Raw genomic sequence first — 23,689 nt, 5'->3', positions numbered from 1 at the left:
AGCAGTTTTTTCATTGCCTGCGAAGACATTTTTACTAATTTTCGCCCGTCCGGGCCTGCGCCACCATCGACTGCACAATAACGTCCAAGGAGCATTCGACGTGTTAGAACTTGCAGAGTGGCAGCGCCAGGCTGGTGCCTTGAAGTTTCCCGATCGAGCCGTGATCAACGGCCAGCACTGCGCCGCGCAATCGGGGCAGACCTTCGCCGCGATCAATCCCGCCACCGGCCAGTTGCTGGCCAATGTCGCGGCCTGTGGCGAGGCGGATGTGGACGCGGCGGTGCGTAACGCGCGACACGTGTTCGAGGCCGGCAGCTGGGCGCAACGTCCGCCCGCCGAGCGCAAGCAAGTGCTGCTGCGCCTGGCCGAGCTGTTGATGGAGCATCGTCAGGAGCTGGCCCTGCTCGACTCGCTGAACATGGGCAAACCGGTGATGGACGCCTACAACATTGATGTGCCGGGCGCCGCCGGGGTGTTTCGCTGGTACGCCGAAAGCCTCGACAAACTCTACGACCAGATCGCTCCCGGCGCCGTCAATGTGCTGGCGACCATCACCCGTGAAGCACTGGGTGTGGTGGCAGCGGTGGTGCCGTGGAATTTCCCGTTGGACATGGCCGCGTGGAAGCTTGCGCCAGCGCTGGCAGCGGGTAATTCGGTGATCCTTAAACCGGCCGAGCAATCACCGTTTTCGGCATTGCGTCTGGCCGAGCTGGCACTGGAAGCGGGCCTGCCACCGGGCGTGCTCAACGTGTTGCCGGGGCTTGGCGAGCAGACCGGAAAAGCCTTGGGCCTGCACGCGGATGTCGATTGTCTGGTGTTCACCGGCTCGACGCAGGTCGGCAAATATTTCATGCAGTACTCGGCGCAATCCAACCTCAAACAGGTGTGGCTGGAGTGCGGCGGCAAGAGTGCCAATCTGGTGTTCGCCGATTGCCGGGATCTGGACCTGGCGGCGGAAAAAGCCGCGTTCGGGATCTTCTTCAATCAGGGCGAAGTGTGTTCGGCCAACTCGCGACTGTTGGTCGAGCGTTCGATTCATGATGCGTTTGTCGAACGCCTCAAAGCCCAGGCCGAACGCTGGCTGCCGGGTGATCCGCTCGCCCCGCAAAGCCGTGCCGGAGCGATCGTCGATCAGCGGCAGACGGCGAGCATCATGCGCGCCATCCGCGAGGCCGGGCAGGCGGGTGCGAGCCTGGTGTGTGGCGGTCAGCAACGGCGCTTCAACGGCTCGGACAACTTCATCGAGCCGACGATCTTCACTGGCGTGAGTGCCGACATGGCGTTGTTTCGCGAAGAGGTGTTCGGCCCGGTGCTGGCGGTGGTGCCGTTCGATGATGAAGACGCGGCGGTGCGCCTGGCCAACGACAGTGTGTACGGGCTGGCGGCGTCGCTGTGGACCGATGATCTGCATCGCGCACACCGCGTGGCGCGAAGGCTGCGGGCGGGCACGGTATCGGTGAATACCGTCGATGCGCTGGACGTGACCGTGCCGTTCGGCGGCGGCAGGCAATCGGGCTTCGGCCGCGACCTGTCGCTGCACTCGTTCGACAAATACACCCAGTTGAAAACCACCTGGTTTCAGTTGCGCTGAGACCGCGTAGACCCTATCGCTGGCAAGCCAGCTCCCACAGGTTTTGTGGTGTCCACCCATTCCGGGTACACCAACGATTACTGTGGGAGCTGGCTTGCCAGCGATGGCATTCTCCCAGGCAGTGAAAATTCCTGGCTTGCACCGACCGTGAGCATCCCTGCCAACCCCGCGCTTTTGCGGTGCACGCTAAGCAGTTTTTTCATCATTTGCTGCCAACAATTTCCTGATTTTCCTCAGCCCGCACATGGGCCACCATCGATCTTGCCAGCCCGGTGGTTCACGCCAGCGTCCAGCAGAGACCGCAGTGTGGATTCACATCATTGGTGCTGGCCGTACTGCCCATGACAAAACTAAATCAACAGCGTCGGGAGTGCTCCATGATCAAGTCCTTGTGTCTCCGTCTCACCCATCCACTGGCGATCACCGCCCTGGCGGCCACGGTCGCGACCGGCGCGCAGGCCGGCACCTTGTCCATCGGCCATACCACCTGGGTGGGTTATGGCACGCTGTATCTGGCTCAGGACCTGGGCTACTTCAAGGAAAACGGCCTGACCGTCGAATTGCCGGTGGTCGAAGAAGCTTCGATGTACATGGCCGCACAGGCTTCCGGACAACTCTCCGGTTCGGCCTCGACCATCGACGAAGTGCTCAAGTACCGGCCGCAGTTCTGCTTCAAAGCCGTGGCGGCGCTGGATGACAGCCATGGTGGCGACGGCGTGCTGGTGGGCAAGGACGTGAAGTCGTTGCAGGAACTCAAGGGCCAGGCCGTGGCCGTCAACGAAGGTTCGACCTCGCAGTTCTGGCTCTCCTATCTGCTGAAAAAGAACGGCATGAAAATGAGCGACATCACCGTGCAGAACATGACTGCCGACGATGCTGCCACCGCGTTCATTGCCGGTCGCGTGCCGGCCGCCGTGACTTGGGAACCGCACCTGTCGATGGTGCGCGACAAGCAGCAGGGCAAAGTGCTGATCGACAGCAGCAGCACGCCCGGGGTGATTGTCGATGTCGTGGCGCTCAACTGCACGGTGATCGAGAAGCAGCCCGAAGACGTCAAGGCGCTGGTCGCCGGTCTCTACAAAGCGGTGCAATACACCAAGGACCATCCACAGCAAGCCTACGAAATCATGGCCAAGGGCGTCGGCGGTTATCTGTCCGATCCGAAGGAACTGGCTGCTGCAGCGCAAGGCGTGCGTTTCTACGATCAGGCCATGAGCGAGAAGCTGCTGGGCAAACCGGGCGCGCCGGGTGACAGCGCACCGCTGATTAAACTGGCCAACGAAACCGCCAGCGAATTGCAGGGCAAGCCCTATAACGTCAGTAACGACGATCTGGTGGATAACCGTTTCGTCAGCCCGCTCTAGGAGACTGGTCATGTTCAAGCGCAATTCATGGCTGAGTCGCTGCATCACACCGAAGACCGGCTTGCCGGTGCCGGTGGTATGGAGCGCCAGTGGTCTGGCCTGGGTGTTGCTGGTCGGGCTGTGGGCCGGGCTGTCCTACGGCGGCATCGTCCCGGGGATGTTTCTGCCGACGCCCGGCGCGGTGGTTGAAGCCGCCGTGCGCCTGAGCCGCGACGGCACCCTTGGCACCCATGTGTGGGCCAGTGTCGAAGTGGTGATGGTCGGGTTCATCGTCTCGTCGCTGGTGGCGGTGCCGCTGGGGTTGCTGATGGGCAGCTTTCGCATCGTCCAGGCGTTTCTCGAACCGCTGGTCAACTTCATCCGTTACCTGCCGGTGACCTCGTTCGTGCCACTGTTCATCCTGTGGATTGGCATCGGTCTGGAACAGCGGGTATCGGTGATCATCTTCGGCGTGTTCTTCCAGCAACTGGTGATGATCGCGGATGTGTCCAAGGGCATCTCCAAGGACCTGATCAACGCCTCTTACACGCTCGGTTCCAACCGCCGCGACGCGGTGCTGCATGTGATCGCCCCGGCCTCGGTGCCCGGCGTGCTCGACACCTTGCGCGTGACCATGGGCTGGGCCTGGACCTATCTGGTGGTGGCCGAACTGGTCGCTGCGTCGAGCGGCCTCGGTTACCTGAGCCTGAAAGCCATGCGCGGTTTTCAGGTCGACGTGATTTTCCTCGCCATCGCGATCATCGGCCTGCTGGGGCTGGTCACCGATCAACTGTTCCGCTTTCTCCGCCTGAGGGTTGCCGCATGGGCTCAGTAACTGCCGCCAATCATCGCTTTACCGAATCGCGCGCTGCGGCGCCGCAAGCCGCCCCGCGCCTGCAAGTGGACAAGGTCAGCCTGCGCTACAAAAAGCCTGATGGCGGTACGTTCACGGCGCTGGAACAGGTGTCGTTCGAGGTGCCGGATCAGCAGTTCGCGGTGCTGGTCGGGCCGTCAGGTTGCGGCAAATCGAGCCTGTTGTACCTGACCGCCGGCCTCGCCGAGCCAACCTCAGGCGAGATCTACGTCGGCGGCCAGCAAGTGCAGGGCCCCGGTGCCGATCGCGGCATGGTGTTCCAGAGCTACACACTGTTTCCGTGGCTGACGGTGCGGCAGAACGTCGAGTTCGGCCTCAAGCGGCGCGGCATGCCGGCGGCGCGGCGTAAGGAAATTGTCGATTACTACGTCAACGAAGTCGGGCTTGCCGGGTTTGCTGACAATTACGCCAAGCAACTCTCGGGCGGGATGATGCAGCGTGTGGCGATTGCCCGGGCGCTGGCCAACGACCCGCAGATTCTGCTGATGGACGAACCGTTCGGCGCCCTCGACAGCCAGACCCGTTTGCAGATGCAGCAGTTATTGTTGCGGGTCTGGGGCAACAGCAAGAAGACTGTGTTGTTCGTCACCCACGATATCGACGAGGCGATCCTGCTGGGCGACCGGGTCTATGTCATGGGCGCCAAACCGGGGCGAATCAAGCAGATCCTCGACGTGCCGATCGAGCGTCCGCGCTCACTGGACATGGTCATGGAGCGCTCGTTTATCGACATGAAACGGGAGATTTTCGGGTTGTTGCATGACGACCTGGAAGAAGTTCATTGATCGCATGAGTCCCCTGTAGGAGCTGCCGCAGGCTGCGATCTTTTGATCTTATCCTTAAAAAAGTCAAAAGATCGCAGCCTTCGGTAGCTCCTACAGCGGTAATTGGTGATCAGGGAGCAGCGGGCAGCAGAAACCGCGCAATCACCGGCAGATGATCGGAAATGCGCAAGGTATCGTCCTGGCGCACGCTCGCTTCGACCCGTTTGATTTTCGGGCTGTAGAACAGGTAGTCGACGGTGCGATCCGGACCGTTGAGGCCGGGGTCGTTGGGGTAGTGGGTCAGCCAGTGGGCGCGGTCGACGCCGCTGGCCTCGTTGTTGGTCGGGATCATCGGGTACTTGTCCCATAACAGGTGCAGGGCGCTGTCGATGGAATAAGGCGTGCGCTGTTCAGCGGGCAGGCGTTGATACTGGCCCAGCGGCAACAGGTTGAAGTCACCGCCGATCAGCCACGCCAGGCCCTGGCTCTCATACTTGTCGAGCACCTTGGCCACCGCCGTCACTTGCGCCTGCAAGGTGTCGTCGGGTTGGCTGGCGCGATCCAGATGGGTGTTGAATACCGTCAGTTGCCCGCCGTCACTCAGCGGCAGCTTGGTGGCGAGCAACGCATCCTTGGGTGCGAACTGTCGAGCGATGATATTCGCCGGCGGCACCGGTAATTGCAGGCGTTCGGCGTGTTCGATGCGGTAGCGGCTGAGGGTCGCCAATTGCCGGCCAACGCTGCCGAAAATATGCGGGTCGGGAACGAAATCGGCCTTCCAGTCGAACGCGTGAGCGCTGCACGGGTAGAGGTCGGTGACCCGTTCCTGCAGCAACTTGAGCTGGTTCTGGTAATCACTGGCCTTGGCGCCGTCATCCAGTTCCTGCAGCAGCACCACGTCGGGCTGCTCGTCCCGGATCACCCGCGCCACCTCGTCGAGGCTGAAGGCCATGTCTTCCGGGGTTGGCGCTTCGTCGGTGCCTTGGGCGAGGTCGTTCCAGAACACGTAGCGCTTGCCCGCCAGGTACTGCACGTTCCAGGTCATGACTTTCAGTGCCTGCCCGGGCACCAGTGTCGGTGGGGTGCCGGTGCAGGTGACCGGCAAGGTTTCGCGCGCGCCGGGGCGCCAGGTCAGGCTGTAGATCAGCCCGCCGATCAGGGCGATGGCGAGCACAATCAACAATAGGGTGTAGCGCAGCAGACGGGGCATGGCTCGGCTTATCGCGTTACAAAAGTGCTTGCGAGCATACCCGACCGCAGACGCTTGGCCCAAGTCTCCTGAAGTCAGACTGCTCCGCTACGTTTGTCAGGCAATTCGCTGATCAGCATGAACAGACGGAACAGCACCACGCTGGTGAACAGCTGCAGGAAGCTGTGCGCACTGTCGATCAATACCGCGATCAGCGGATTCTGCGGGTCGGGGTACGCCGCCAGGGTCGCGCCCTTGAGCAGCCACAACGGCCCCATCACACACAGAATGCACAGCAGGATCCGCCAGAAATGCCCACGGGTCAGACGCAGGCTTTCCTTCATCGCCTGCAACGGCCCCATACCGCGCAACACCAGCAGGTACTCACCAAATGCGAGCATGACCATCAGCATCAAGCCTGGCAGGAAATACAACGACAGCCCCAGCAGAATCAGCAAGGTATTGAGCGCCGTGAGCAGGGCGAAACGCGGCCACAGGCGCGCGGACATCGCCAGCAGATCGAGATTGCGCGGAGCTTCGCCGCGGGTGCGGGCGTCGAGGAACAGGATCAGCGCGGCGGTGTACAGCGGATACACCAGCAGACCGACCACCACGCTGGCGGCGGAGAAACTGTCCGGGTCGGTGACGTGATCCACCACTTGCTGCAGCGCCGCCTCGAAGATCACCAGCGGCAGGCACAGCTGCACGATGCTGCCCAAGTGGCGTTTGAAAAAATACAGAGAGTCGCGCAGTACATCGAAGGCATTCATCAGTCGGTATCGCAGGTGGAAAACAGTGGCTCACTTTAACCGATGATGCGTGGGCCGACACAAACGTAAACATTCGGTAAAGGTCGTTGAAACATCCTGTCACTGCCTCCATTACAGAGGTGCGCCATGTCCGCAGTGGGCACGGGCAACGTTATCCCCGGCAATCTACGAGGTCGCCATGAACAGCGAAGAGCAAACCCTGATCGATGGACTGTTTTCCCGGCTGCAACAGGCCGAAACGGAGGCAGCCCCGCGTGACGCCCAGGCCGAGGCGCGGATCAAGGAACACCTGACCCGCCAGCCGGCGGCAGGTTATTTCATGACCCAGGCGATTCTGGTGCAAGAGGCGGCCATCAAGCGCCTCGACGAACAGAACAAGCAACTGACCCAACAAGTTCAGCAGTTGCAGGCTGAACTGCAAGCGGCCAAGTCCCAGAGTGTGGCCCCGGCGCCAAGCGGCGGTGGCGGTTTCCTGTCGAGCATCTTCGGCGGCAGCAGCTCGCGTCCGGCGCCGACCCAGAGCGCTCCGGCCTCCACCGGCGGCTGGCGTGAACCGGCACCGCAGCAGAACTACTCTGCGCCAGCGCCACAACAGAACTATGCCGCACCACCGCCCAATTACGCGCAGCAAGCCGCCCCGGCGGCGGGCAGCAGCTTCCTCGGCGGCGCCCTGAAAACCGCCGCAGGCGTGGCCGGTGGCGTGATGCTGGCACAGGGCATCAGCAGCCTGTTCCATCACAACCAGCAGCCTGAAGAAATCGTTGAAGTGATCAAGGAAGAGCCGGCGCAGGTGGCCGACCAGAGCGGCAACGACTGGGGCAATGACCAGCGTGTGGCCGATAACGGTTTCTCCGGCAATGACCAGGGCGGGTTTACCGAAACGGACTACAGCGATGACAGCTCGTCGTTTTTCGATGACGACGATTCGTTCGTCTGACTAATAAGCCGCCAGTATCAAACCTGTGGTGAGGGGATTTATCCCCGATGGAGTGCGCAGCAGTCCCATTTTCGGGGCCGCTGCGCTGCCCATCGGGGATAAATCCCCTCGCCACAGTCCACCATCCGTCTGGAGTGGTGGGTCGATTATTCGCGCCACCTTCCTGTGGGCTGGCATACTGAGCGCCTTTTTCGGGCCTGGCGCCTGATCCCGCTTCGTGCGCTATGCGCTCACAGGAATCCCGGTGAAAAAAATCGCAGTGTTCGCCGACGTGCAGAACCTCTACTACACCGTGCGTCAGGCCTATGGTTGCCATTTCAACTACGCCGCGCTGTGGGCGGATGTGAGCAAGCACGGGCAGATCGTCGAGGCCTATGCTTACGCCATCGATCGCGGCGACAGCAAGCAGCAGCAGTTCCAGCAGATCCTGCGCAACCTCGGCTTCACCGTGAAACTCAAACCCTACATCCAGCGCAGCGACGGCTCGGCCAAGGGCGACTGGGACGTGGGCATCACCCTCGACATCATGGACGCCGCCGACCACGTCGACGAAATCGTCCTGGCCTCCGGTGACGGCGACTTCGACATGCTGCTCGAACGCATCATCAGCAAGCACGGCGTACAGGCAGTCGCCTACGGCGTGCCCGGGTTGACCGCCAACTCGCTGATCCGCGCCGCCAGCCGTTACGTGCCGATCGAAGGCGCGTTGTTGCTGAAGAATTAAGCTGAAAAATTGATTTGAACGGAGTTGAACCCGGTTTGGAACGCATTGCAGTCATCGACTTTGAAACCACCGGCCTGTCGCCGAACAGCAGCTGCCGCGCCACGGAAATCGCCGTGGTCATGCTGGAAAACGGCCGTATCGTCGAGCGTTACCAGAGCCTGATGAATGCCGGTGTGCGCGTCCCTGCGTTCATCGAGCAACTGACCGGCATCAGCAACGCCATGCTGCGTAGCGCGCCTGCGGCGGAGCGGGTGATGGAAGAGGTCAACGAATTCGTCGGCTGCACGCCGCTGGTGGCGCACAACGCTTCGTTCGACCAGAAATTCTGGGACTTTGAACTGGGACGGATCAAACGCACCCGTCTGCAGAACTTCGCCTGTTCACTGCTGCTGGCCCGGCGCCTGATGCCCGCGGCACCCAATCACAAGCTCGGTACGCTCACCGCATTTGCGCGCCTGCCGCACACCGGCCAGGCGCACCGGGCCATGGCGGATGCGGAGATGGCGGCCAACCTGATGGCGCATCTGGCGGATGAACTGCGCAGCAAGCACGGCGTACGTGAGCTGAACCATGACTTGCTGTGCAAATTGCAGAAAGTCCCGGCGGCCAAAGTCAGCGAACACCTGCAGCGCTACCGCTGATCCCCAGCCCGACACAGAACCCTGTAGGAGCTGCCGAAGGCTGCGATCTTTTGATCTTGCTTTTAAAAGTCAAAGTCAAAAGATCGTCCGAACGCGGCCCGAACCTTCGGCAGCTCCTACAGTGGATTTGTGGTTGGCCCGAACTATTTGCCGTTGGCTTCTATATGGCTCAGCGGCACGCGCTTCTCGATTGCGCTGGACAACACGATCGAGGTCTTGCTGAAGCCAAACTTCGCCACGTGATTGATCAGTTCCTCCAGTTCGGTCATCGAGCCCACCGCGCCCTTCATCATCACGCATGGATCGCCGGTCACACGGAAGCATTCGGTCAGTTGCGGGATTTTCACCAGTTCGTCGTAGACCTTCTGGCTGCCGTTCTGGTGCAGGCGCAACTCGATCATGCACTGGATCGGCAAACCGATTTTCGACAGGTCGATGTTCGCCTGGTACCCGGTGATCACGCCGGACGCCTCAAGCTTGGCCACCCGTTCGGCCACTGCCGGGGCGGACAGGTTCACCTTGCGCGCCAGATCGGCGTAGGACGCGCGACCGTTTTCCAACAGGGCGCTGAGCAGCATGCGGTCGTATTTGTCCAAGGCCGGACTCCTGAAAATGCCAGACTTTCGAAATCACGGCTTATCCCGTCGATCTCCGTTGTTTCAAAAGTGTACCGGCGCGATAAACAGGTTTTGTAACTTATTTTTGCTCGCGGGCCTTTCTAGAATAATCCTCACCCTGCCGTTGACTGTCGAGCTGCCCATGCCTGCCTTGCGCCGTTTTTCCTTACCGTTGATCGCCGCGTTTTTCGCGCTGTATGTGATTTGGGGATCGACCTATCTGGTGATCCGCCTCGGCGTCGAATACTGGCCGCCGCTGATGCTCGGCGGGGTGCGCTTCGTGATTGCCGGCAGCCTGATGTACGCCTTCCTGCGCTGGCGTGGCGCGCCGGCGCCGACCTGGGTGCAGTGGAAAGCGGCGGGGATCATCGGGATTCTGTTGCTCAGCTTCGGTAACGGCGCGGTCAGTGTCGCCGAGCACACGGGTGTGGCGTCCGGCGTGGCGGCACTGGCAGTGGCGACCGTGCCGTTGTTTACGTTGTTGTGCGGCTATTTCTGGGGCGCGCGCAATACGCGGCTGGAGTGGGCCGGGGTGGCGCTGGGAATTATCGGCATCGCCATGCTCAACATGGGCTCCAATCTGCAATCGAGCCCGCTGGGCGCGGCGTTGCTGATTTTCGCGGCGGCGACCTGGGCCTTCGGCTCGGTGTGGAGCAAACACCTGCCGCTGCCGCAAGGGGCGATGGCCAGTGCCGTGGAAATGCTGGTGGGCGGCGTGGTCCTGCTGATCGGCAGCGCGGTCAGCGGCGAACACCTGAAAGCCCTGCCACCGGTGGAAGGCTGGCTGGCCCTGGGGTATCTGATCTTCTTCGGCTCGATCATCGCCTTCAATTCCTACATGTACCTGCTCAAACACGTGCGTCCGGCGGCGGCCACCAGCTATGCCTACGTCAATCCGGCGGTGGCGGTGTTGCTGGGGATCGTGTTTGTCGGCGAGACCATCGGTATGGAAGAAGCGCTGGCGATGCTGGTGATCATCAGTGCCGTGGTGCTGATCGGTCTGCCGCAATGGCGGCGGCCGGCGCAGCCGCTGGTCGTGGAGCCACCGAAGACCGCCGTTCCAGCAGAACCGCGTGTGAATTAGGGTAAACTGCGCGCCATTGCACCCTTGTTTTGCGCAACCGCGCTGATTTTTCCTACGGTACTCCCATGACTTTCGCCACCCTTGGCCTGATCGAACCCTTGCTGCGCTCCCTTGAGAAGCTCGGCTACCAGACCCCGACGCCGGTCCAGGCGCAAGCCATTCCGGCCGTGCTGGCCGGTCGCGACCTGATGGCTGCGGCCCAGACCGGTACCGGCAAGACCGCAGGTTTCGCCTTGCCGCTGCTGCAGTTGCTGGCCATGGAAGGGCCGAAAGTCACCGCCAACTCGGTGCGTGCGCTGATCCTGGTGCCGACCCGCGAGCTGGCCGAGCAGGTGCACGAATCCGTGCGCCAGTACGCGGAAAATCTGCCGTTGCGCACCTACGCGGTGTATGGCGGTGTCAGCATCAACCCGCAGATGATGAAACTGCGCGGCGGCGTCGACCTGCTGGTGGCGACTCCGGGCCGTCTGCTCGACCTGTTCCGCCAGAACGCGTTGAAATTCAATCAGCTGCAAACATTGGTGCTGGACGAAGCCGACCGCATGCTCGACCTCGGCTTCTCCGAAGAGCTGGCGAACATCTACCGTGCGCTGCCGAAAAAACGCCAGACGCTGCTGTTCTCCGCGACCTTCTCCGATGACATCCGCCTGCTGGCCGGGCAGATGCTCAACGATCCGCTGAGCATCGAAGTCAGCCCCCGCAACGTGGCGGCCAACACCGTCAAGCAGTGGGTGGTGACGGTGGACAAGAAGCGCAAGCCGGAACTGTTCGTGCACCTGATGCGCAAGAACAAGTGGAAGCAGGTGCTGGTGTTCGCCAAGACCCGCAACGGCGTGGACGCGTTGGTGGAAAAACTCCAGGGCCTTGGTGTGAACGCCGACGGTATCCACGGCGACAAACCGCAGGCGACCCGTCAGCGCGCGCTGGATCGTTTCAAACTCAGTGAAGTGCAGATTCTGGTGGCGACCGACGTCGCGGCTCGGGGTCTGGATATCGAAGATTTGCCGCTGGTGGTCAACTTCGACCTGCCGATCGTGGCCGAGGATTACATCCATCGCATCGGTCGTACCGGCCGTGCCGGTGCAACGGGCGAGGCGATCTCGCTGGTGTGTGCCGATGAAGTGAACATGCTCTCGGCCATTGAGATGCTCACCCGTCAGACCTTGAAGCGCCAGAACGAGCCGGACTTCGAACCTGAGCACCGTGTGCCGGAGACCGATGCCAGCGGTCAGGTGATCAAGAAGCCGAAGAAGCCGAAAAAACCGAAGACCTCCGGCGGCGGTGGCGGCAAGCGCAATCTGGGCAAGTGGGTCGACAGTGGCGAAACTCAGGCACCTGAGCCGTCGATCAAGCCTGTGCGTAAAGTGCCGGTGTTCAATACCGGGCCGCGCAAGCGCAAACCTTGATGTGACGCGGCGTCTGTGAGGACGCCTTCGCTCGTCAATTGGGAATGCATTTCCCTGTAGGAGCTGCGGTACGCTGCGATCTTTTGAACCTGTTTTTAACGGTCAAAAGATCGCAGCCTCGTTTCACTCGGCAGCTCCTACAGGGTTTTGTGCTGTAGCCACTGCAGCATCCCCAACCCCGCCGCCCGCCCACTGGCAAAACACCCGGTCAGCAGATAGCCGCCCGTCGGCGCTTCCCAATCCAGCATCTCCCCCGCGCAAAACACTCCCGGCAAGATCTTGAGCATCAAGCGCTCATCCAGCGCCTCGAACGTCACGCCTCCGGCACTGCTGATCGCTTCGTCCAGCGGACGGGGTTTCACCAGGGGCAACGGCAACGCCTTGATCGCCCGCGCCAGCAGCGCCGGATCGGCAAAGGTCGCCGCGTCACTCAGCTCGCGCAACAACGCCGCTTTCACCCCATCAATCCCGACCTGACTGTGCAGATGCTTGGCCATCGAGCGCGAGCCGCGCGGTTTGCCCAACGCTGCCTGTAATTTATCCACAGGCCGGCCGGGCAACAGATCGATGTGCACCGTGGCTGAGCCCTGCGCGTTGATCGCCTCGCGAATCGGTGCCGACAGCGCATAGATCAGGCTGCCTTCAACCCCGGTCGCGGTGATCACGCATTCGCCCAAGCGTGGGATATCGTCGTTCAAACCGATGGCGACATTTTTCAGCGGTGCGCCGGCGAATTTGCTGACAAGCAATTCGCTCCAGCCCTGCACCTCGAAGCCGCAATTGCTCGGCTGCAACGGCGCCAGTCCTACACCTTTTTGCTCCAGGGGCAGCATCCACGCGCCATCCGAACCCAGCCGCGACCAACTGCCACCGCCGAGGGCGAGCAGGGTGGCGTCGGGTGTGACGGTGATTTCGCCGTCGGGGCTGCTGATGCGCAGTGCGCCATGTTCATCCCAGCCGAGCCAGCGATGGCGGGTGTGGATAACCACGCCGCTGTCGCGCAGACGCTTGAGCCAGGCGCGCAACAGTGGTGCGGCTTTCATGTCGGTGGGGAATACCCGGCCGGAGCTGCCGATGAAGGTCTCGATGCCCAGTTCATGAATCCAGCGGCACAACGCATCGGCATCGAAGCCTCGCAGCAAGGGCGCGATCTGCGGTGCGCGTTCGGCGTAGCGCGCGAGGAACGCCGGGTAAGGTTCGGAATGGGTGATGTTCATGCCGCCGACCCCGGCCAGCAGGAACTTGCGCCCCACCGAGGGCATGCCGTCGTACAGGTCGACACGCACACCGGACTGGCTCAACACTTCGGCGGCCATCAGGCCGGCGGGGCCACCGCCGATGATGGCGACGTGAGCGGGGAGGGGGGCGGAGGTCTGGGTCATGGCGTGCGCTGCGGTATGGCGGGATGAGGCGCGCATTCTAACAGCCGGGATCCGTGTAGGAGCTGCCGCAGGCTGCGATCTTTTGATCTTGGCCCTTAGAAAACAAAGATCAAAAGATCGCAGCCTGCGGCAGCTCCTACAGGGGGATCGACGGTGAATCTGGTGGCCTGGTCAAAAAACAACCATCGCGCTGTACGTCATGTTCGCTGTGGGCTGTAGTCCCTTTCGCTCAGGTTATCCACAGGCCGTTCCACAGCCATTGTGGGTAACGCAGCACAGCTCAGTGACAACCGTGTGACGTCCAGACCCGTTGCGCGCTGTGATGCAGGATGCCGTGGCGGCGGGCGAGGGCGTGGCGATCCTTGCTGTAGCCACCGCCGATCACGCCAACCACCGGGATGTCGCGGCCCAGGCAATGGCGCATCACGCTTTCATCGCGGGCGGCGACGCCTTCGTCAGTCAGTTGCAGATAACCAAGGGCGTCGTCCTTGTGCACATCGACCCCGGCGTCGTACAGCACCAGGTCCGGTTGATACAGCGGCAGCAGGTAGTTGAGTGTGTCATCCACCACCTTCAGGTAGTCGCCATCGCCCATGCCTTTAGGCAGCGGAATGTCCCAGTCGCTTTCGGCCTTGCGTGCAGGAAAATTCTTTTCACAGTGCAGGGAAACGGTGATCGCCTCCGGCGTGTCGTGGAGGATGCGTGCGGTGCCATCACCCTGATGCACGTCGCAATCAAAGATCAGCACCCGGTTCACCCGGCCGCTTTGCAGCAGGTAATGGCTGATGATCGCCAGGTCATTGAAAATGCAGAAGCCGGCCGGGTAATCGTAGTGGGCGTGATGGGTGCCGCCGGCGAGGTGACAGGCCAGACCATGCTCCAGGGCTTTTTCTGCCGCCAGAATCGAACCGCCGACCGCCCGCACCGTACGCCGCGCCAGCGCTTCGTTCCAGGGCAAGCCAAGGCGCCGCTGGTCTTCGCGGGACAACTCGCCGCTCATGTAGCGTTCGATATAGCGACGGTCATGGGCCAGGGCGAGGATGTCGTTGGGGCAGATCTCCGGGCGCAGCAGGTCGGCGTCGCGGGTCAGGCCGCTGTCGACCAGGTGGTCGCGCAGCAAACGGAACTTGTCCATCGGAAAGCGGTGATCCGCCGGAAACTCGGGACTGTAGTCTTCGTGGTAGATCAACGGCAGTGGCATGGCGACTTCATGTAGGAACGATGGAAAGAGTGAACGATCCTACCAGCGATGTAGACTTGCGGCATGGAAACGGAGGGGCATGATGGAGCCGATACTGCAACTGGAAAGTGCGCGATTGCTGATGCGCCAATGGCAGGACGAGGATTTGCCGGCATTTGCGGCGATGTGTGCCGATCCGCAGGTCATGCGTTACTTTCCACAGCCCTTGAGCCGTCTGGAAAGTGCGTCGCTCATTGGTCGGGTGCGCGGCCATTTTGCCGAACACGGTTTCGGATTATGGGCGCTGGAGCGCAAGGACAGCGGCGAGTTCATCGGTTTCACCGGTTTGGGTGTGGTCGGTTTCGATGCCCCGTTCACGCCAGCGGTGGAAATCGGCTGGCGCCTGGCCCGCGAGCATTGGGGGCTGGGCTATGCCAGCGAAGCGGCATGGACCGCTCTGCGTTGCGGCTTTGACCGGTTGTCGCTGAAGGAAATCGTGTCCTTCACCGCCCAGAGCAATCTGCCCTCGGAGAAAGTCATGCAAGCGATTGGCATGCAGCACGATCCGGCCGATGATTTCGATCACCCCAAACTTGCCGTCGATCACCCGTTGCGCCGGCATGTGTTGTACCGGATTACCAGGGAGCAATGGCTGCAAACCCTGCATGGCTAAGCCGACACGGACGTTTACAATGGCGCGACAATGGCTCGCGCCAGAACCTGAATGGGCCGCCGCAGCCAAGACTGCGCGGCATAGCGTTGTGTGAGGAGAGTCTGAATGAGCCAAGTGTTGGAAGATCTGGTCGACCTGCTGACCCTGGAGCCGATCGAGGAAAACCTGTTCCGTGGCCGCAGCCAGGACCTGGGTTTCCGTCAGTTGTTCGGTGGGCAGGTGCTCGGCCAGTCGCTGTCGGCGGCCAGTCAGACGGTTGAAGAGGCGCGCCATGTGCATTCGATGCACGGTTATTTCCTGCGCCCGGGCGACGCCAAATTGCCAGTCGTGTACTCGGTGGATCGCGTGCGTGATGGCGGCAGCTTCAGCACCCGGCGGGTTACGGCGATCCAGAAGGGCCACCCGATTTTTACCTGCAGCGCGTCGTTTCAGTACGACGAAGCAGGCTTCGAGCACCAGAGCCAGATGCCGGTAGTGGTCGGTCCGGAAAACCTGCCATCGGAGCTGGAACTGACCCAGCAACGCGCGCACCTGATTCCCGAGCACATGCGCGAAAAATTGCTCTGCCCGAAACCGATCGAAGTGCGCCCGGTTACCGAAAAAGACCCGTACAACCCGCAGCCGGCCGATCCGGTGAAGTACGTGTGGTTCCGTGCTGATGGCGCACTGGCCGACATTCCGGCGCTGCACAAATACCTGCTGGCCTACGCCTCGGACTTCGGTCTGCTGACCACTTCGATGCTGCCCCACGGCAAATCGGTCTGGCAGAAAGACATGCAGGTCGCCAGCCTCGATCACGCGCTCTGGTTCCACAATGATCTGCGCGCCGACGACTGGCTGCTCTATGCGATGGACAGCCCGTGGGCCGGCAATTCCCGTGGGTTCTCCCGTGGCAGCGTGTACAACCGCGCCGGGCAACTGGTGGCGTCGGTGACCCAGGAAGGCCTGATTCGTCACCGCAAGGACTGGGCATGAGCCTGAGCGATGTGAAGCATTGGGTGTTCGACATGGACGGCACCCTGACGGTCGCCGTGCATGACTTTGCGGCGATCCGCGTGGCGCTGGCGATTCCGCCCGAGGATGACATTCTCACCCACCTCGCGGCGCTGCCGGCCGACGAAGCGGCGGCGAAACATGCCTGGCTGCTGGAGCATGAGCGCGATCTGGCGTTGGGTTCGAAACCGGCTGCCGGTGCGGTGGAGCTGGTGCGCGATCTGCACGGGCGTGGCTATCGCCTGGGCATCCTGACGCGCAACGCGCGGGAGCTGGCGCATGTGACGCTCGAAGCGATTGGCCTGGCCGACTGCTTCGCTGTGGAAGATGTGCTGGGCCGCGATGAAGCACCGCCGAAGCCGCATCCCGGCGGGTTGCTGAAACTGGCCGAGGCCTGGAACGTGCCGGCGCGCGAGATGGTGATGGTCGGGGATTACCGCTTTGATCTGGATTGCGGGCGAGCGGCCGGGGCGCGGACGGTGCTGGTGAATCTGCCGGACAACCCGTGGCCGGATCTGACGGACTGGCATGCGCAGGATTGTGTCGAGTTGCGGCGGATGCTTCTGGCCTGAGTTCTTTAGCGCCTGAAAGGGCCTCATCGCGGGCAAGCCCGCTCCCACATTTGAAATACATTCCCCTGTGGGAGCGGGCTTGCCCGCGATGAGGCCTGAGCGGCCACTGCAAAATCATTGATCAAACAGCGCTTTCTGCCCCTCCGGCGACGTCAACATCCCATCGCCGTTATGCCCGACCCCGGGCACTTCAACCAGCCGCTGATTCACCCCTTCCGGATGCCGGCGCAGCAGGTAGCCGAAAAACAGTTTGCCGCGTTCCAGTCGATACGCACCCTGGGCTTCGGCGGCGCAGCTCTTGTCCAGCGCCGGATGCTGCGGGTCGGTGTCCTGCTGACCGAGCAGATAAATCACCTCGCGCTTGATGTAACTGCTTTCAAGCTGCAACGGCGTTTGCCCGCCGGCGTACACCGGCATGTCGCTCAGACCGTACTTCCAGCGATTAAACCCAAGGCACTGTGCGTGATCGAAGGCGACCGGCCGCTGTTCGTTGAAATACGCGTACGACGACGGATTGGCCACCACATAGCGCAGGCGAATGCCGTTGGCTTTCAGCGCCGGTTGGTCCTTGGCCAGCAGGGCATAACGCTGCACCACTTGGCCGCCACCGGAATGGCCGAAAATCACAATCTGTTTCACATCCGGAAACTGCTTGCGGTCGCTGACCCGGGCGACGATTTCATCCAGCGCGGCGTAGGAACTCAGCGGATTCGGCCCTGTGGATAACCCGCCGCCCATCCACTCGTTGCCTTTCCAGCGCAGCAACGTGTTGGGCAGCGAGTACAGGGCGACGTCGCTTTCATTGAGAAACTGCGGCGCGATCACCAGCGTGTGCGCAGTTTGTCCGGCCAATTCCGTGGTGTGCTCGGCACTCTTGCGGTAGGTTTCGGCGTTGCGCAGACGGCCGTGAATGACGATCAGCACCCGCTCGATTTTTTCCGGTGCGGGGCTGATGCCCACGGCCATTTCGCCGGCCTTGAGTTGCAGACGCCCGGAGCTGATGGCATCGACGCCCGCCGCGTGTGCGCTGCCGCCGATGATCAGTAACGCCAAAAGCCATTTGTGCATTTACAGGTTTTTCGCCGCGAAGGTATCGCACTGGCCGACCTGGCCCTGGGCGAATCCGGTTTTGAACCAGCGCACCCTTTGCGCCGACGTACCATGGGTAAACGAGTCCGGCACCACTCGGCCCTGACCCTGTTGTTGCAGGCGATCATCACCGATGGCGTTGGCCGCGTTCAAGGCCTCTTCGACGTCACCCGGTTCCAGCCAGTTCAGGCGCTGCTGCGCATGGTAGGCCCAGACGCCGGCCAGGCAGTCAGCCTGCAATTCCTGACGCACCAGCAAACCGCCGTCGCCCTGCATCTGCCGCCCCTGCTGACGGGCCGCCTGAATTTTCGCCGAGACGCCGAGCAGCGTCTGCACATGGTGGCCGACTTCGTGCGCGATCACGTAGGCCTGGGCGAAGTCGCCGGCAGCCTTGAAGCGCTGGGCCATTTCCTGGAAGAAGGCCATGTCCAGATAGACTTTCTGATCCGCCGGGCAATAGAACGGGCCGGTCGCCGAAGTCGCCAGACCGCAGGCGGAATTCACCCGGTTGCTGAACAGCACTAGGGTCGGATCCTTATATTGGCGGCCGGCCTGCTGGAAAATCGCGCCCCAGGTGTCTTCGGTATCGCCGAGGATCGAACGCACGAATTCGGCCTGCTGGTCGTTGGCCGGTGGCGCCTGACGGGTTTGCGTCGAGGCCGGTGCCGATTGTTCGGTCATTTGCCCGGTGAGCTGACCGAGGATCTGCAGCGGGTCCTGGCCGGTGATCCAGCCGATGCCGACGATCAGCAGGATCGCCCCGAGGCTCAGCCCCTTGCCGCCACCGAAACGCATTCCACCACCGCCGCCGCTATCATCGCCACGGGCATCGACGACGTTGTCACTGCGTCGGCCTTTTTTCCATAGCATGTGGGAATCCTCTATCTGTACGTGGTGATGAGTGTTGCTGGTGTGTGAGTGTGGCGCCAGTCCGGTCGTCCGTCCATTGGCGCACACGCGAGCAGGCCCGGCCTCGGGTGACGAGGACGGGCCTGTTATTGACGAGCGTGTGCGCGACTAATTCAATCCGTTGGCGGATTTCTCCTTTCGCACTGTGCGTCAGCGATCGAAGGCGTCCCACACCGGGGCGAAGTCCGGGCTGACCTGACGCTGATTTTTCGGCAGTGCGGCGATCAGTGCGCGGTCTTCAGCGTCCAGTTCAACCTGCAGCGAAGCCAGGTTCGCCAGTTGATTGGCCCGGCTGCTGGCCTTGGGAATCGCCGCGACGTTGGGCTGATCGAGCAGCCATTTCAATGCGATCTGAGTCGGCAGCACACGGTGTTTTTTCGCGATCTGCTGAATCTGCGCGATGTCCGAGACCTTGTTGCGCGCCAATGGCGTGTAGGCCGTCAGTGCCAGATCGTGTTGGCGGGCATAGTCGAGCAAGGCGTTTTGTCCGAGGAGGACGTGGTACTCGACCTGGATCGCTGACAGAGGGATGGCGTATTCCTCAACGACTTTGCGCAGCAGCGGCAGCGGAAAATTCGCCACGCCGATGTGGCGAGCCAGACCTTGCTCCTTGAAGGATGCGAGGGTTTCAAGCGTGCGCGGCAAGTCCCAGGCAGTGCTCGGCCAATGGATCATGAACAGGTCGACGTACTCGCTGCGCAAAGCCTTGAGGCTTCGTTCCATCGAGTGGCGCATGGCGTCGGGTTGCAACTGGTCCCACCAGACCTTGGTGGTGACATGAATCTGCTCGCGGGGTGTCGATGTGTTCGCCAACGCTTGTCCGACCGCGTCTTCGTTGTTGTAGGCCGCTGCCGTGTCGATGTGCCGGTAGCCGAGTTCCAGTGCTTGCTCGACGGCACGAGTGCATTCGTCGCCGAGCATCGGCCAGGTGCCGAGGCCGAGTTTCGGCATGTTCAAACCCTGGGCGTTAACGATGTGCTGCATGGTCGATCTCCTGTTCGAAAGCAGTGATACCGGCGATATGGCGGGCGGCGATGTAGCCGAACGTCAGCGCCGGGCCGAGGTTGATCCCGCCCGCCGGATAGTGCCCGCCCATGATGCTGGCCATGTCGCCACCGGCGGCGTAGAGCCCGGCGATGGGCTGGGCATGGGCGTCGAGCACTTGTGCCTGCGGGTTGACCTTGAGCCCGGCAAAGGTGCCGAAGCAGCCCGGTTGCACTTTCACGGCATAAAAAGGGCCGGCCACTATTGGGGCAACGCAGGGGTTGGGAAGGTTCGCCGGATCGCCCTGTTTGCGGTTGTAGGGCGTTGCGCCGCGACCGAACAGAGGGTCTTCGCCAAGGCGCGCATGCGAGTTGTAGTGATCAACAGTACGGCGCAACCCGCCGGGATCGATACCGCAGGCGCTGGCCAATTCTTCAAGGGTGTTGCCGGTTTTCAGATAGCCGCTGCGGATAAATCCTGACAGCGGAACGGGAAATGGCCGCGACATGCCCAGGCCATAACGCCGTTGAAAGGCGCGGCTGCAGATCAGCCACGAGGCGACTTCCTCGCCTTCCGGGGTGGCGGCAACCATGGCGCTGACGTAGTCGAAGTAACCATTGGCTTCATTGACGAAACGCTGGCCGTTGCGCAGTACACCGATGATTCCCGGTTTGCCGCGCTCGATGATGTGCGGGAAATGGCCGATGCTGCCGTCGGCTTGGGGTACTTGCGAGACCGGCGCCCAGGCCACGGGCGACGCCAGGTCGGTGTTGACCGAGGCACCGACGCTTTCGCCCAGACGCAGGCCATCGCCGTTGACCGCCAGCGGTGGCAGTGCCCAGTGTTCATGACCTGTGGGCGTGCGCGGAAACAAGGCCTTGCGCCGCTCGATGTCATTGGCGAAACCGCCGGCGGCCAGCACCACGGCTTTGCGTGCATGGACGCGGATCGGGCCTTTTGCGCTGTTGACCACGGCGCCGCAAACCCTTGTTTCATCGCGCAGCAGTTCGCTCACCGGCGCCGACTCCCATAACAGGACACCAAGGTCCTCGGCGGATTTCGCCAGCCTTGCGACCAGCGCCACCCCGTTGACCAGTTGCATGGCCCGGCCGTGTACCGCCAGATCCAGCATGTGTCGGGTAAAACGACGGGTTACATGCCAAGCCGCTTTCAGCGAACGGGTCAGATTGAGGAACGCCGAAAGGTCGGCGCCGGCCATGATCGGCATGCCCATGAAGGACGTTTCGCGCATCGTTGTACGCAGGCGCTTGAGCAGGCGTCCGACTTGGCGTCCGTCGTAAGGCGCCGCGATGACCGAGCGCCCGCCCGTGCCAGCGCCCGGCGTATCGCCATGGATGTCGGCGATGGCGTTGCCGTCGGCAAATTGCAAAGCGGTGTGCTGTTCGAAAAACGCGACCATCTGTGGTCCGGCAGTGAGGAAGGCGTCGACCATGGACGGGTCGTAATGCTCGCCGAGTTCGTGGCGCAGGTACGTGCGCGGTTGCTCGATGTCTTCGACGATGCCGGCACGTCGCGCCAGTGGATTGCACGGTACCCACGCCCAGCCGCCGGACCACGCCGTGGCACCACCGAACAGCGGATCCTTTTCAACCACGATGACTTTCAGACCGTGCCAGGCGGCAGTGACCGCTGTGGATAAACCGGCAGCGCCGGAGCCGACGACCAGCACGTCGCAGTCGATTTCGGGAAGTTCGGCAGGCATCAAACAAAGCTCCGCAACTGGATTTTATTGGAATTTGATTCCAGAAATTAGCGAATGAAGCGCAACTGCCACAAGACCTGTTTCAGTAAAGTGGGCGGTTATCGCACTGCCAGTTCCGGATTTCGCTTTGTCTCGGATGTCTTTTAGAATCGGCGAAATTTCATTTGGATCTTCCCATGGCCGGCAGTCAGATCGAACGGGTTTTCAGCGTGCTGGAAAGCCTCACCAGTGAGCCGCGCGGGCTGCCGATGCAGACCCTGGCCGAGCAGCTCGACATCCCGAAAAGTGCCACTCACCGTATGCTCGCCGAGCTGATTCGGCTGGGTTACGTACGGCAGAATGCAGACACTCTGCGCTATCACTTGTCGACCAAACTGGTGGCGATGGGGTTTCAGTATCTGGCGAGCAGCGGTGCCGACATCGTGCAACCGGTGCTGGATCGACTGGCGCAGGAAACCGGTGAGCTGGTGCGTCTGGGAGTGATCGATGGCGAGCGCCAGACCTGGATCGCCAAGGCGCAGGGCGCACGGACGGGCCTGCGTTATGACCCGGACATGGGCCGCGACGCGCCGTTGTTCTACACCGCCTCCGGGCACGCGTGGCTGGCCTGCATGAGCGACGCCGAAGCCTTGTCGCTGGTCGAGCGCCAGGGCGCGGAAGTGCCAGTGGGCATTGGGCCGAATGCGCCGCGCTCCAATATCGAATTGCTGGAGCGCCTGCGGCTGGCGCGGGAGCAGGGTTATGCCTGCGTCGAGGAAAGTTCGGCGGTGGGGACTTCGGCGATTGCCGCGGTGGTCAAGCACCCCGTTGACGGCCGGGTGATCGGCGTACTGAGCATCGCCGGGCCAAGCGCGCGGATGCCTGGCGCACGGCTGCATGAACTGGCTCCGTTGCTGATGAAGTTCACCGAGGAGTTGTCGGCGGCGAGCCTGGCGTCTGAATTGTTTGTCTGACCCGCGCCGATCTTTGTAGGAGCTGCCGCAGGCTGCGATCTTTTGACTTTGTTTTTCAGATCAAGAGCAAAAGATCGCAGCCGGCGGCAGCTCCTACAGGTTGAGCGTCGTGTACGAAGGTGTGCGGTGTTCGCACGGATTTTCCATTAGTGGGTGTTTGATTCTGGAACGCAGTTCTAGATTGTTGCTGAAGAGACATTTCCAACAACAATCACAAGAGGATCGCGCCTTGACTCCGCCCCTTCGTATCGCCCTGATCGGCGCCGGCAACATGGGCCAACAGCATTACCAGCACTTGCAAACCCTCGATGAAGCCCGGTTATGCGCAGTGGCCGATCCCGGCCCGCAGGCTCCCGCGCTGGCGGCGCAGTGGGGCGTGGCGTATTTCGCCGATCATCGGCAGATGCTGGAGCAGGTGCGGCCCGATGCGGTGATCGTGGCCAACCCGAATAATCAGCACGTCAGCACGGCGCTGGATTGCCTCGCCGCCGGCGTGCCGGTGCTGTTGGAGAAACCGGTGGGCGTGAACAGGGATGAGGTGCGCAAACTGGTGGCGGCGGTCAAACGCAGCGGCGTGCCGGTGCTGGTCGGCCATCATCGGCGGCACAATCCGTTGATCGTGCGTGCCCACCAATTGCTGCGCAGCGGCGCGCTCGGGCGGCTGACCATGGTTACTGCGCTGTTTCAGTTACGCAAACCCGACCGTTATTTCGAGGTCCCGTGGCGCCGTGAGCCGGGCGCGGGCCTGTTGCTGACCAACCTGATTCACGACCTCGATCTGCTGCGTCACCTGTGCGGGGAGGTGCAGTCGGTGCAGGCCGTCACGGACAACGCGGTGCGGGGTTTTGCCAACGAAGACAGCGTCGCGGTGTTACTGCAATTTGCCGGCGGTGCGCTGGGCACGCTGAGCGGTTCCGATGCGGTCGCCGCGCCGTGGAGCTGGGAGCTGAATTCCGCAGAGAACCCGGTTTACCCGCGTCAGGCCGATCAGCCGTGTTATTTGCTGGCGGGCACTGCCGGAGCGTTAAGCATTCCGCAACTCAAGCGTTGGCATTACCCTGCCGATCAGGTCGATGCCGGCTGGCACGAACCGCTGCTCGCGCTGCAAGAACAGTGTGAGGGCGGGGACGCGTTGCGTTTGCAGCTGCAACATTTTGTGCAGGTCGCGCGGCGTGAAGTCGAGCCCTTGGTCGCTGCTGCCGATGCCGCGCGAACCCTGGCGCTGGTCGAGGCGATTCGTGAAGCGGCGGCCAGCGGCCGTGCCTGTTCTCCGGCAGCGGTCGAGGCTTGA

The 23,689-nt window shown here is 62.1% G+C and carries 23 protein-coding genes; 14 read left to right on the top strand and 9 right to left on the bottom strand.

From position 1 onward, the window contains the following. Positions 1-100 precede the first annotated feature (100 nt). The 4 genes from GTQ41_RS23410 (at position 101) to GTQ41_RS23395 (ending at position 4,593) form a co-directional block, all read left to right on the top strand. Complete coding sequence (locus GTQ41_RS23410) at positions 101-1,591, top strand: aldehyde dehydrogenase (RefSeq protein ID WP_047296752.1); 1,491 nt, start codon at positions 101-103, stop codon at positions 1,589-1,591. A 377-nt stretch (positions 1,592-1,968) separates the two neighbouring features. Next, positions 1,969-2,955: an ABC transporter substrate-binding protein gene (locus GTQ41_RS23405; RefSeq protein ID WP_047296750.1), complete on the top strand. Its 987-nt coding sequence runs from the start codon at positions 1,969-1,971 to the stop codon at positions 2,953-2,955. 10 nt (positions 2,956-2,965) lie between these two features. Then, on the top strand, positions 2,966-3,769 hold the full coding sequence (locus GTQ41_RS23400; RefSeq protein WP_041065113.1) for an ABC transporter permease: 804 nt from the start codon (positions 2,966-2,968) through the stop codon (positions 3,767-3,769). Then, positions 3,757-4,593, top strand: coding sequence for an ABC transporter ATP-binding protein (locus tag GTQ41_RS23395; RefSeq protein ID WP_041065116.1), 837 nt, complete (start codon positions 3,757-3,759; stop codon positions 4,591-4,593). The genes GTQ41_RS23400 and GTQ41_RS23395 overlap by 13 nt, the downstream gene beginning before the upstream one ends. 109 nt (positions 4,594-4,702) lie before the next feature. Here GTQ41_RS23395 and GTQ41_RS23390 read toward each other — a convergent pair whose 3' ends face one another. Beyond that, positions 4,703-5,782 carry an endonuclease/exonuclease/phosphatase family protein gene (locus GTQ41_RS23390; protein WP_047296746.1) on the bottom strand — a complete coding sequence of 360 codons (1,080 nt, stop codon included), beginning with the start codon at positions 5,780-5,782 and terminating at the stop codon, positions 4,703-4,705. 74 nt (positions 5,783-5,856) lie between these two features. Further along, positions 5,857-6,531 (bottom strand): YciC family protein, encoded by a 675-nt coding sequence (locus tag GTQ41_RS23385; RefSeq protein ID WP_047296744.1) that lies wholly within the window; start codon positions 6,529-6,531, stop codon positions 5,857-5,859. Positions 6,532-6,709: 178 nt separating this feature from the next. Here GTQ41_RS23385 and GTQ41_RS23380 point away from each other — a divergent pair, with 178 nt between their 5' ends. The 3 genes from GTQ41_RS23380 to GTQ41_RS23370 all read left to right on the top strand — a co-directional run bounded on the left by GTQ41_RS23380 (position 6,710) and on the right by GTQ41_RS23370 (position 8,833). Further along, entirely contained in the window at positions 6,710-7,468 is a 759-nt protein-coding gene (locus GTQ41_RS23380) for a DUF2076 domain-containing protein (RefSeq protein WP_047296742.1), read from the top strand. Between the two features lie 244 nt (positions 7,469-7,712). Continuing rightward, positions 7,713-8,192, top strand: a complete 480-nt coding sequence (locus GTQ41_RS23375; RefSeq protein WP_041065128.1) for an NYN domain-containing protein — start codon at positions 7,713-7,715, stop codon at positions 8,190-8,192. Positions 8,193-8,227: 35 nt separating this feature from the next. Continuing rightward, positions 8,228-8,833, top strand: coding sequence for a PolC-type DNA polymerase III (locus GTQ41_RS23370; RefSeq protein ID WP_047296741.1), 606 nt, complete (start codon positions 8,228-8,230; stop codon positions 8,831-8,833). 143 nt (positions 8,834-8,976) lie between these two features. Here the strand turns inward: GTQ41_RS23370 and GTQ41_RS23365 are convergent, their stop codons facing one another. Next, entirely contained in the window at positions 8,977-9,429 is a 453-nt protein-coding gene (locus GTQ41_RS23365) for an Lrp/AsnC family transcriptional regulator (protein ID WP_041065134.1), read from the bottom strand. 163 nt (positions 9,430-9,592) lie between these two features. Between GTQ41_RS23365 and yedA the strand changes: the two genes are divergently transcribed. Both yedA and GTQ41_RS23355 read left to right on the top strand, forming a co-directional pair. After that, positions 9,593-10,534 (top strand): drug/metabolite exporter YedA, encoded by a 942-nt coding sequence (yedA, locus tag GTQ41_RS23360; RefSeq protein ID WP_047296738.1) that lies wholly within the window; start codon positions 9,593-9,595, stop codon positions 10,532-10,534. Between the two features lie 65 nt (positions 10,535-10,599). Further along, positions 10,600-11,940: a DEAD/DEAH box helicase gene (locus GTQ41_RS23355; RefSeq protein ID WP_047296736.1), complete on the top strand. Its 1,341-nt coding sequence runs from the start codon at positions 10,600-10,602 to the stop codon at positions 11,938-11,940. A gap of 137 nt (positions 11,941-12,077) precedes the next feature. Here GTQ41_RS23355 and GTQ41_RS23350 read toward each other — a convergent pair whose 3' ends face one another. Next, positions 12,078-13,322, bottom strand: coding sequence for a TIGR03862 family flavoprotein (locus GTQ41_RS23350; protein WP_047296734.1), 1,245 nt, complete (start codon positions 13,320-13,322; stop codon positions 12,078-12,080). Between the two features lie 280 nt (positions 13,323-13,602). Further along, complete coding sequence (locus GTQ41_RS23345; protein WP_047296732.1) at positions 13,603-14,523, bottom strand: histone deacetylase; 921 nt, start codon at positions 14,521-14,523, stop codon at positions 13,603-13,605. Positions 14,524-14,605: 82 nt separating this feature from the next. Here GTQ41_RS23345 and GTQ41_RS23340 point away from each other — a divergent pair, with 82 nt between their 5' ends. The 3 genes from GTQ41_RS23340 to GTQ41_RS23330 all read left to right on the top strand — a co-directional run bounded on the left by GTQ41_RS23340 (position 14,606) and on the right by GTQ41_RS23330 (position 16,740). Then, positions 14,606-15,175, top strand: coding sequence for a GNAT family N-acetyltransferase (locus tag GTQ41_RS23340; RefSeq protein ID WP_047296730.1), 570 nt, complete (start codon positions 14,606-14,608; stop codon positions 15,173-15,175). 105 nt (positions 15,176-15,280) lie between these two features. Beyond that, positions 15,281-16,150, top strand: coding sequence for an acyl-CoA thioesterase II (gene tesB, locus GTQ41_RS23335; RefSeq protein WP_003228466.1), 870 nt, complete (start codon positions 15,281-15,283; stop codon positions 16,148-16,150). Continuing rightward, entirely contained in the window at positions 16,147-16,740 is a 594-nt protein-coding gene (locus tag GTQ41_RS23330) for an HAD family hydrolase (RefSeq protein WP_047296728.1), read from the top strand. The genes tesB and GTQ41_RS23330 overlap by 4 nt, the downstream gene beginning before the upstream one ends. Positions 16,741-16,854: 114 nt before the next feature. Here GTQ41_RS23330 and GTQ41_RS23325 read toward each other — a convergent pair whose 3' ends face one another. The 4 genes from GTQ41_RS23325 to GTQ41_RS23310 all read right to left on the bottom strand — a co-directional run bounded on the left by GTQ41_RS23325 (position 16,855) and on the right by GTQ41_RS23310 (position 21,445). Continuing rightward, on the bottom strand, positions 16,855-17,808 hold the full coding sequence (locus GTQ41_RS23325; RefSeq protein ID WP_047296726.1) for an alpha/beta fold hydrolase: 954 nt from the start codon (positions 17,806-17,808) through the stop codon (positions 16,855-16,857). Then, entirely contained in the window at positions 17,809-18,699 is an 891-nt protein-coding gene (locus tag GTQ41_RS23320) for a neutral zinc metallopeptidase (protein WP_047296725.1), read from the bottom strand. It lies immediately after the preceding gene. Positions 18,700-18,888: 189 nt separating this feature from the next. After that, the gene (locus GTQ41_RS23315; RefSeq protein ID WP_047296724.1) at positions 18,889-19,722 is read right to left on the bottom strand and encodes an aldo/keto reductase; all 834 of its coding nucleotides are present in this window, start codon (positions 19,720-19,722) and stop codon (positions 18,889-18,891) included. Then, positions 19,706-21,445: an FAD-dependent oxidoreductase gene (locus GTQ41_RS23310; protein ID WP_047296722.1), complete on the bottom strand. Its 1,740-nt coding sequence runs from the start codon at positions 21,443-21,445 to the stop codon at positions 19,706-19,708. The genes GTQ41_RS23315 and GTQ41_RS23310 overlap by 17 nt, the downstream gene beginning before the upstream one ends. A 176-nt stretch (positions 21,446-21,621) precedes the next feature. Between GTQ41_RS23310 and GTQ41_RS23305 the strand changes: the two genes are divergently transcribed. After that, positions 21,622-22,398 (top strand): IclR family transcriptional regulator, encoded by a 777-nt coding sequence (locus tag GTQ41_RS23305; protein WP_047296719.1) that lies wholly within the window; start codon positions 21,622-21,624, stop codon positions 22,396-22,398. 229 nt (positions 22,399-22,627) lie between these two features. Further along, the gene (locus GTQ41_RS23300) at positions 22,628-23,689 is read left to right on the top strand and encodes a Gfo/Idh/MocA family protein (RefSeq protein WP_080963310.1); all 1,062 of its coding nucleotides are present in this window, start codon (positions 22,628-22,630) and stop codon (positions 23,687-23,689) included.

The organism is Pseudomonas sp. AN-B15, assembly GCF_019056475.1.
Lineage (GTDB): Bacteria > Pseudomonadota > Gammaproteobacteria > Pseudomonadales > Pseudomonadaceae > Aquipseudomonas > Aquipseudomonas parakoreensis.
This window is presented reverse-complemented; position numbering and strand designations above follow the sequence as displayed.

Coding starts and splice junctions, on each gene's coding strand:
- GTQ41_RS23405 (WP_047296750.1), top strand. CDS start 1,969: ATGATCAAGTCCTTGTGTCTCCGTCTCACCCATCCACTGGCGATCACC.
- GTQ41_RS23400 (WP_041065113.1), top strand. CDS start 2,966: ATGTTCAAGCGCAATTCATGGCTGAGTCGCTGCATCACACCGAAGACC.
- GTQ41_RS23395 (WP_041065116.1), top strand. CDS start 3,757: ATGGGCTCAGTAACTGCCGCCAATCATCGCTTTACCGAATCGCGCGCT.
- GTQ41_RS23390 (WP_047296746.1), bottom strand. CDS start 5,782: ATGCCCCGTCTGCTGCGCTACACCCTATTGTTGATTGTGCTCGCCATC.
- GTQ41_RS23385 (WP_047296744.1), bottom strand. CDS start 6,531: ATGAATGCCTTCGATGTACTGCGCGACTCTCTGTATTTTTTCAAACGC.
- GTQ41_RS23380 (WP_047296742.1), top strand. CDS start 6,710: ATGAACAGCGAAGAGCAAACCCTGATCGATGGACTGTTTTCCCGGCTG.
- yedA (WP_047296738.1), top strand. CDS start 9,593: ATGCCTGCCTTGCGCCGTTTTTCCTTACCGTTGATCGCCGCGTTTTTC.
- GTQ41_RS23355 (WP_047296736.1), top strand. CDS start 10,600: ATGACTTTCGCCACCCTTGGCCTGATCGAACCCTTGCTGCGCTCCCTT.
- GTQ41_RS23350 (WP_047296734.1), bottom strand. CDS start 13,322: ATGACCCAGACCTCCGCCCCCCTCCCCGCTCACGTCGCCATCATCGGC.
- GTQ41_RS23345 (WP_047296732.1), bottom strand. CDS start 14,523: ATGCCACTGCCGTTGATCTACCACGAAGACTACAGTCCCGAGTTTCCG.
- GTQ41_RS23340 (WP_047296730.1), top strand. CDS start 14,606: ATGGAGCCGATACTGCAACTGGAAAGTGCGCGATTGCTGATGCGCCAA.
- tesB (WP_003228466.1), top strand. CDS start 15,281: ATGAGCCAAGTGTTGGAAGATCTGGTCGACCTGCTGACCCTGGAGCCG.
- GTQ41_RS23330 (WP_047296728.1), top strand. CDS start 16,147: ATGAGCCTGAGCGATGTGAAGCATTGGGTGTTCGACATGGACGGCACC.
- GTQ41_RS23325 (WP_047296726.1), bottom strand. CDS start 17,808: ATGCACAAATGGCTTTTGGCGTTACTGATCATCGGCGGCAGCGCACAC.
- GTQ41_RS23320 (WP_047296725.1), bottom strand. CDS start 18,699: ATGCTATGGAAAAAAGGCCGACGCAGTGACAACGTCGTCGATGCCCGT.
- GTQ41_RS23315 (WP_047296724.1), bottom strand. CDS start 19,722: ATGCAGCACATCGTTAACGCCCAGGGTTTGAACATGCCGAAACTCGGC.
- GTQ41_RS23310 (WP_047296722.1), bottom strand. CDS start 21,445: ATGCCTGCCGAACTTCCCGAAATCGACTGCGACGTGCTGGTCGTCGGC.
- GTQ41_RS23305 (WP_047296719.1), top strand. CDS start 21,622: ATGGCCGGCAGTCAGATCGAACGGGTTTTCAGCGTGCTGGAAAGCCTC.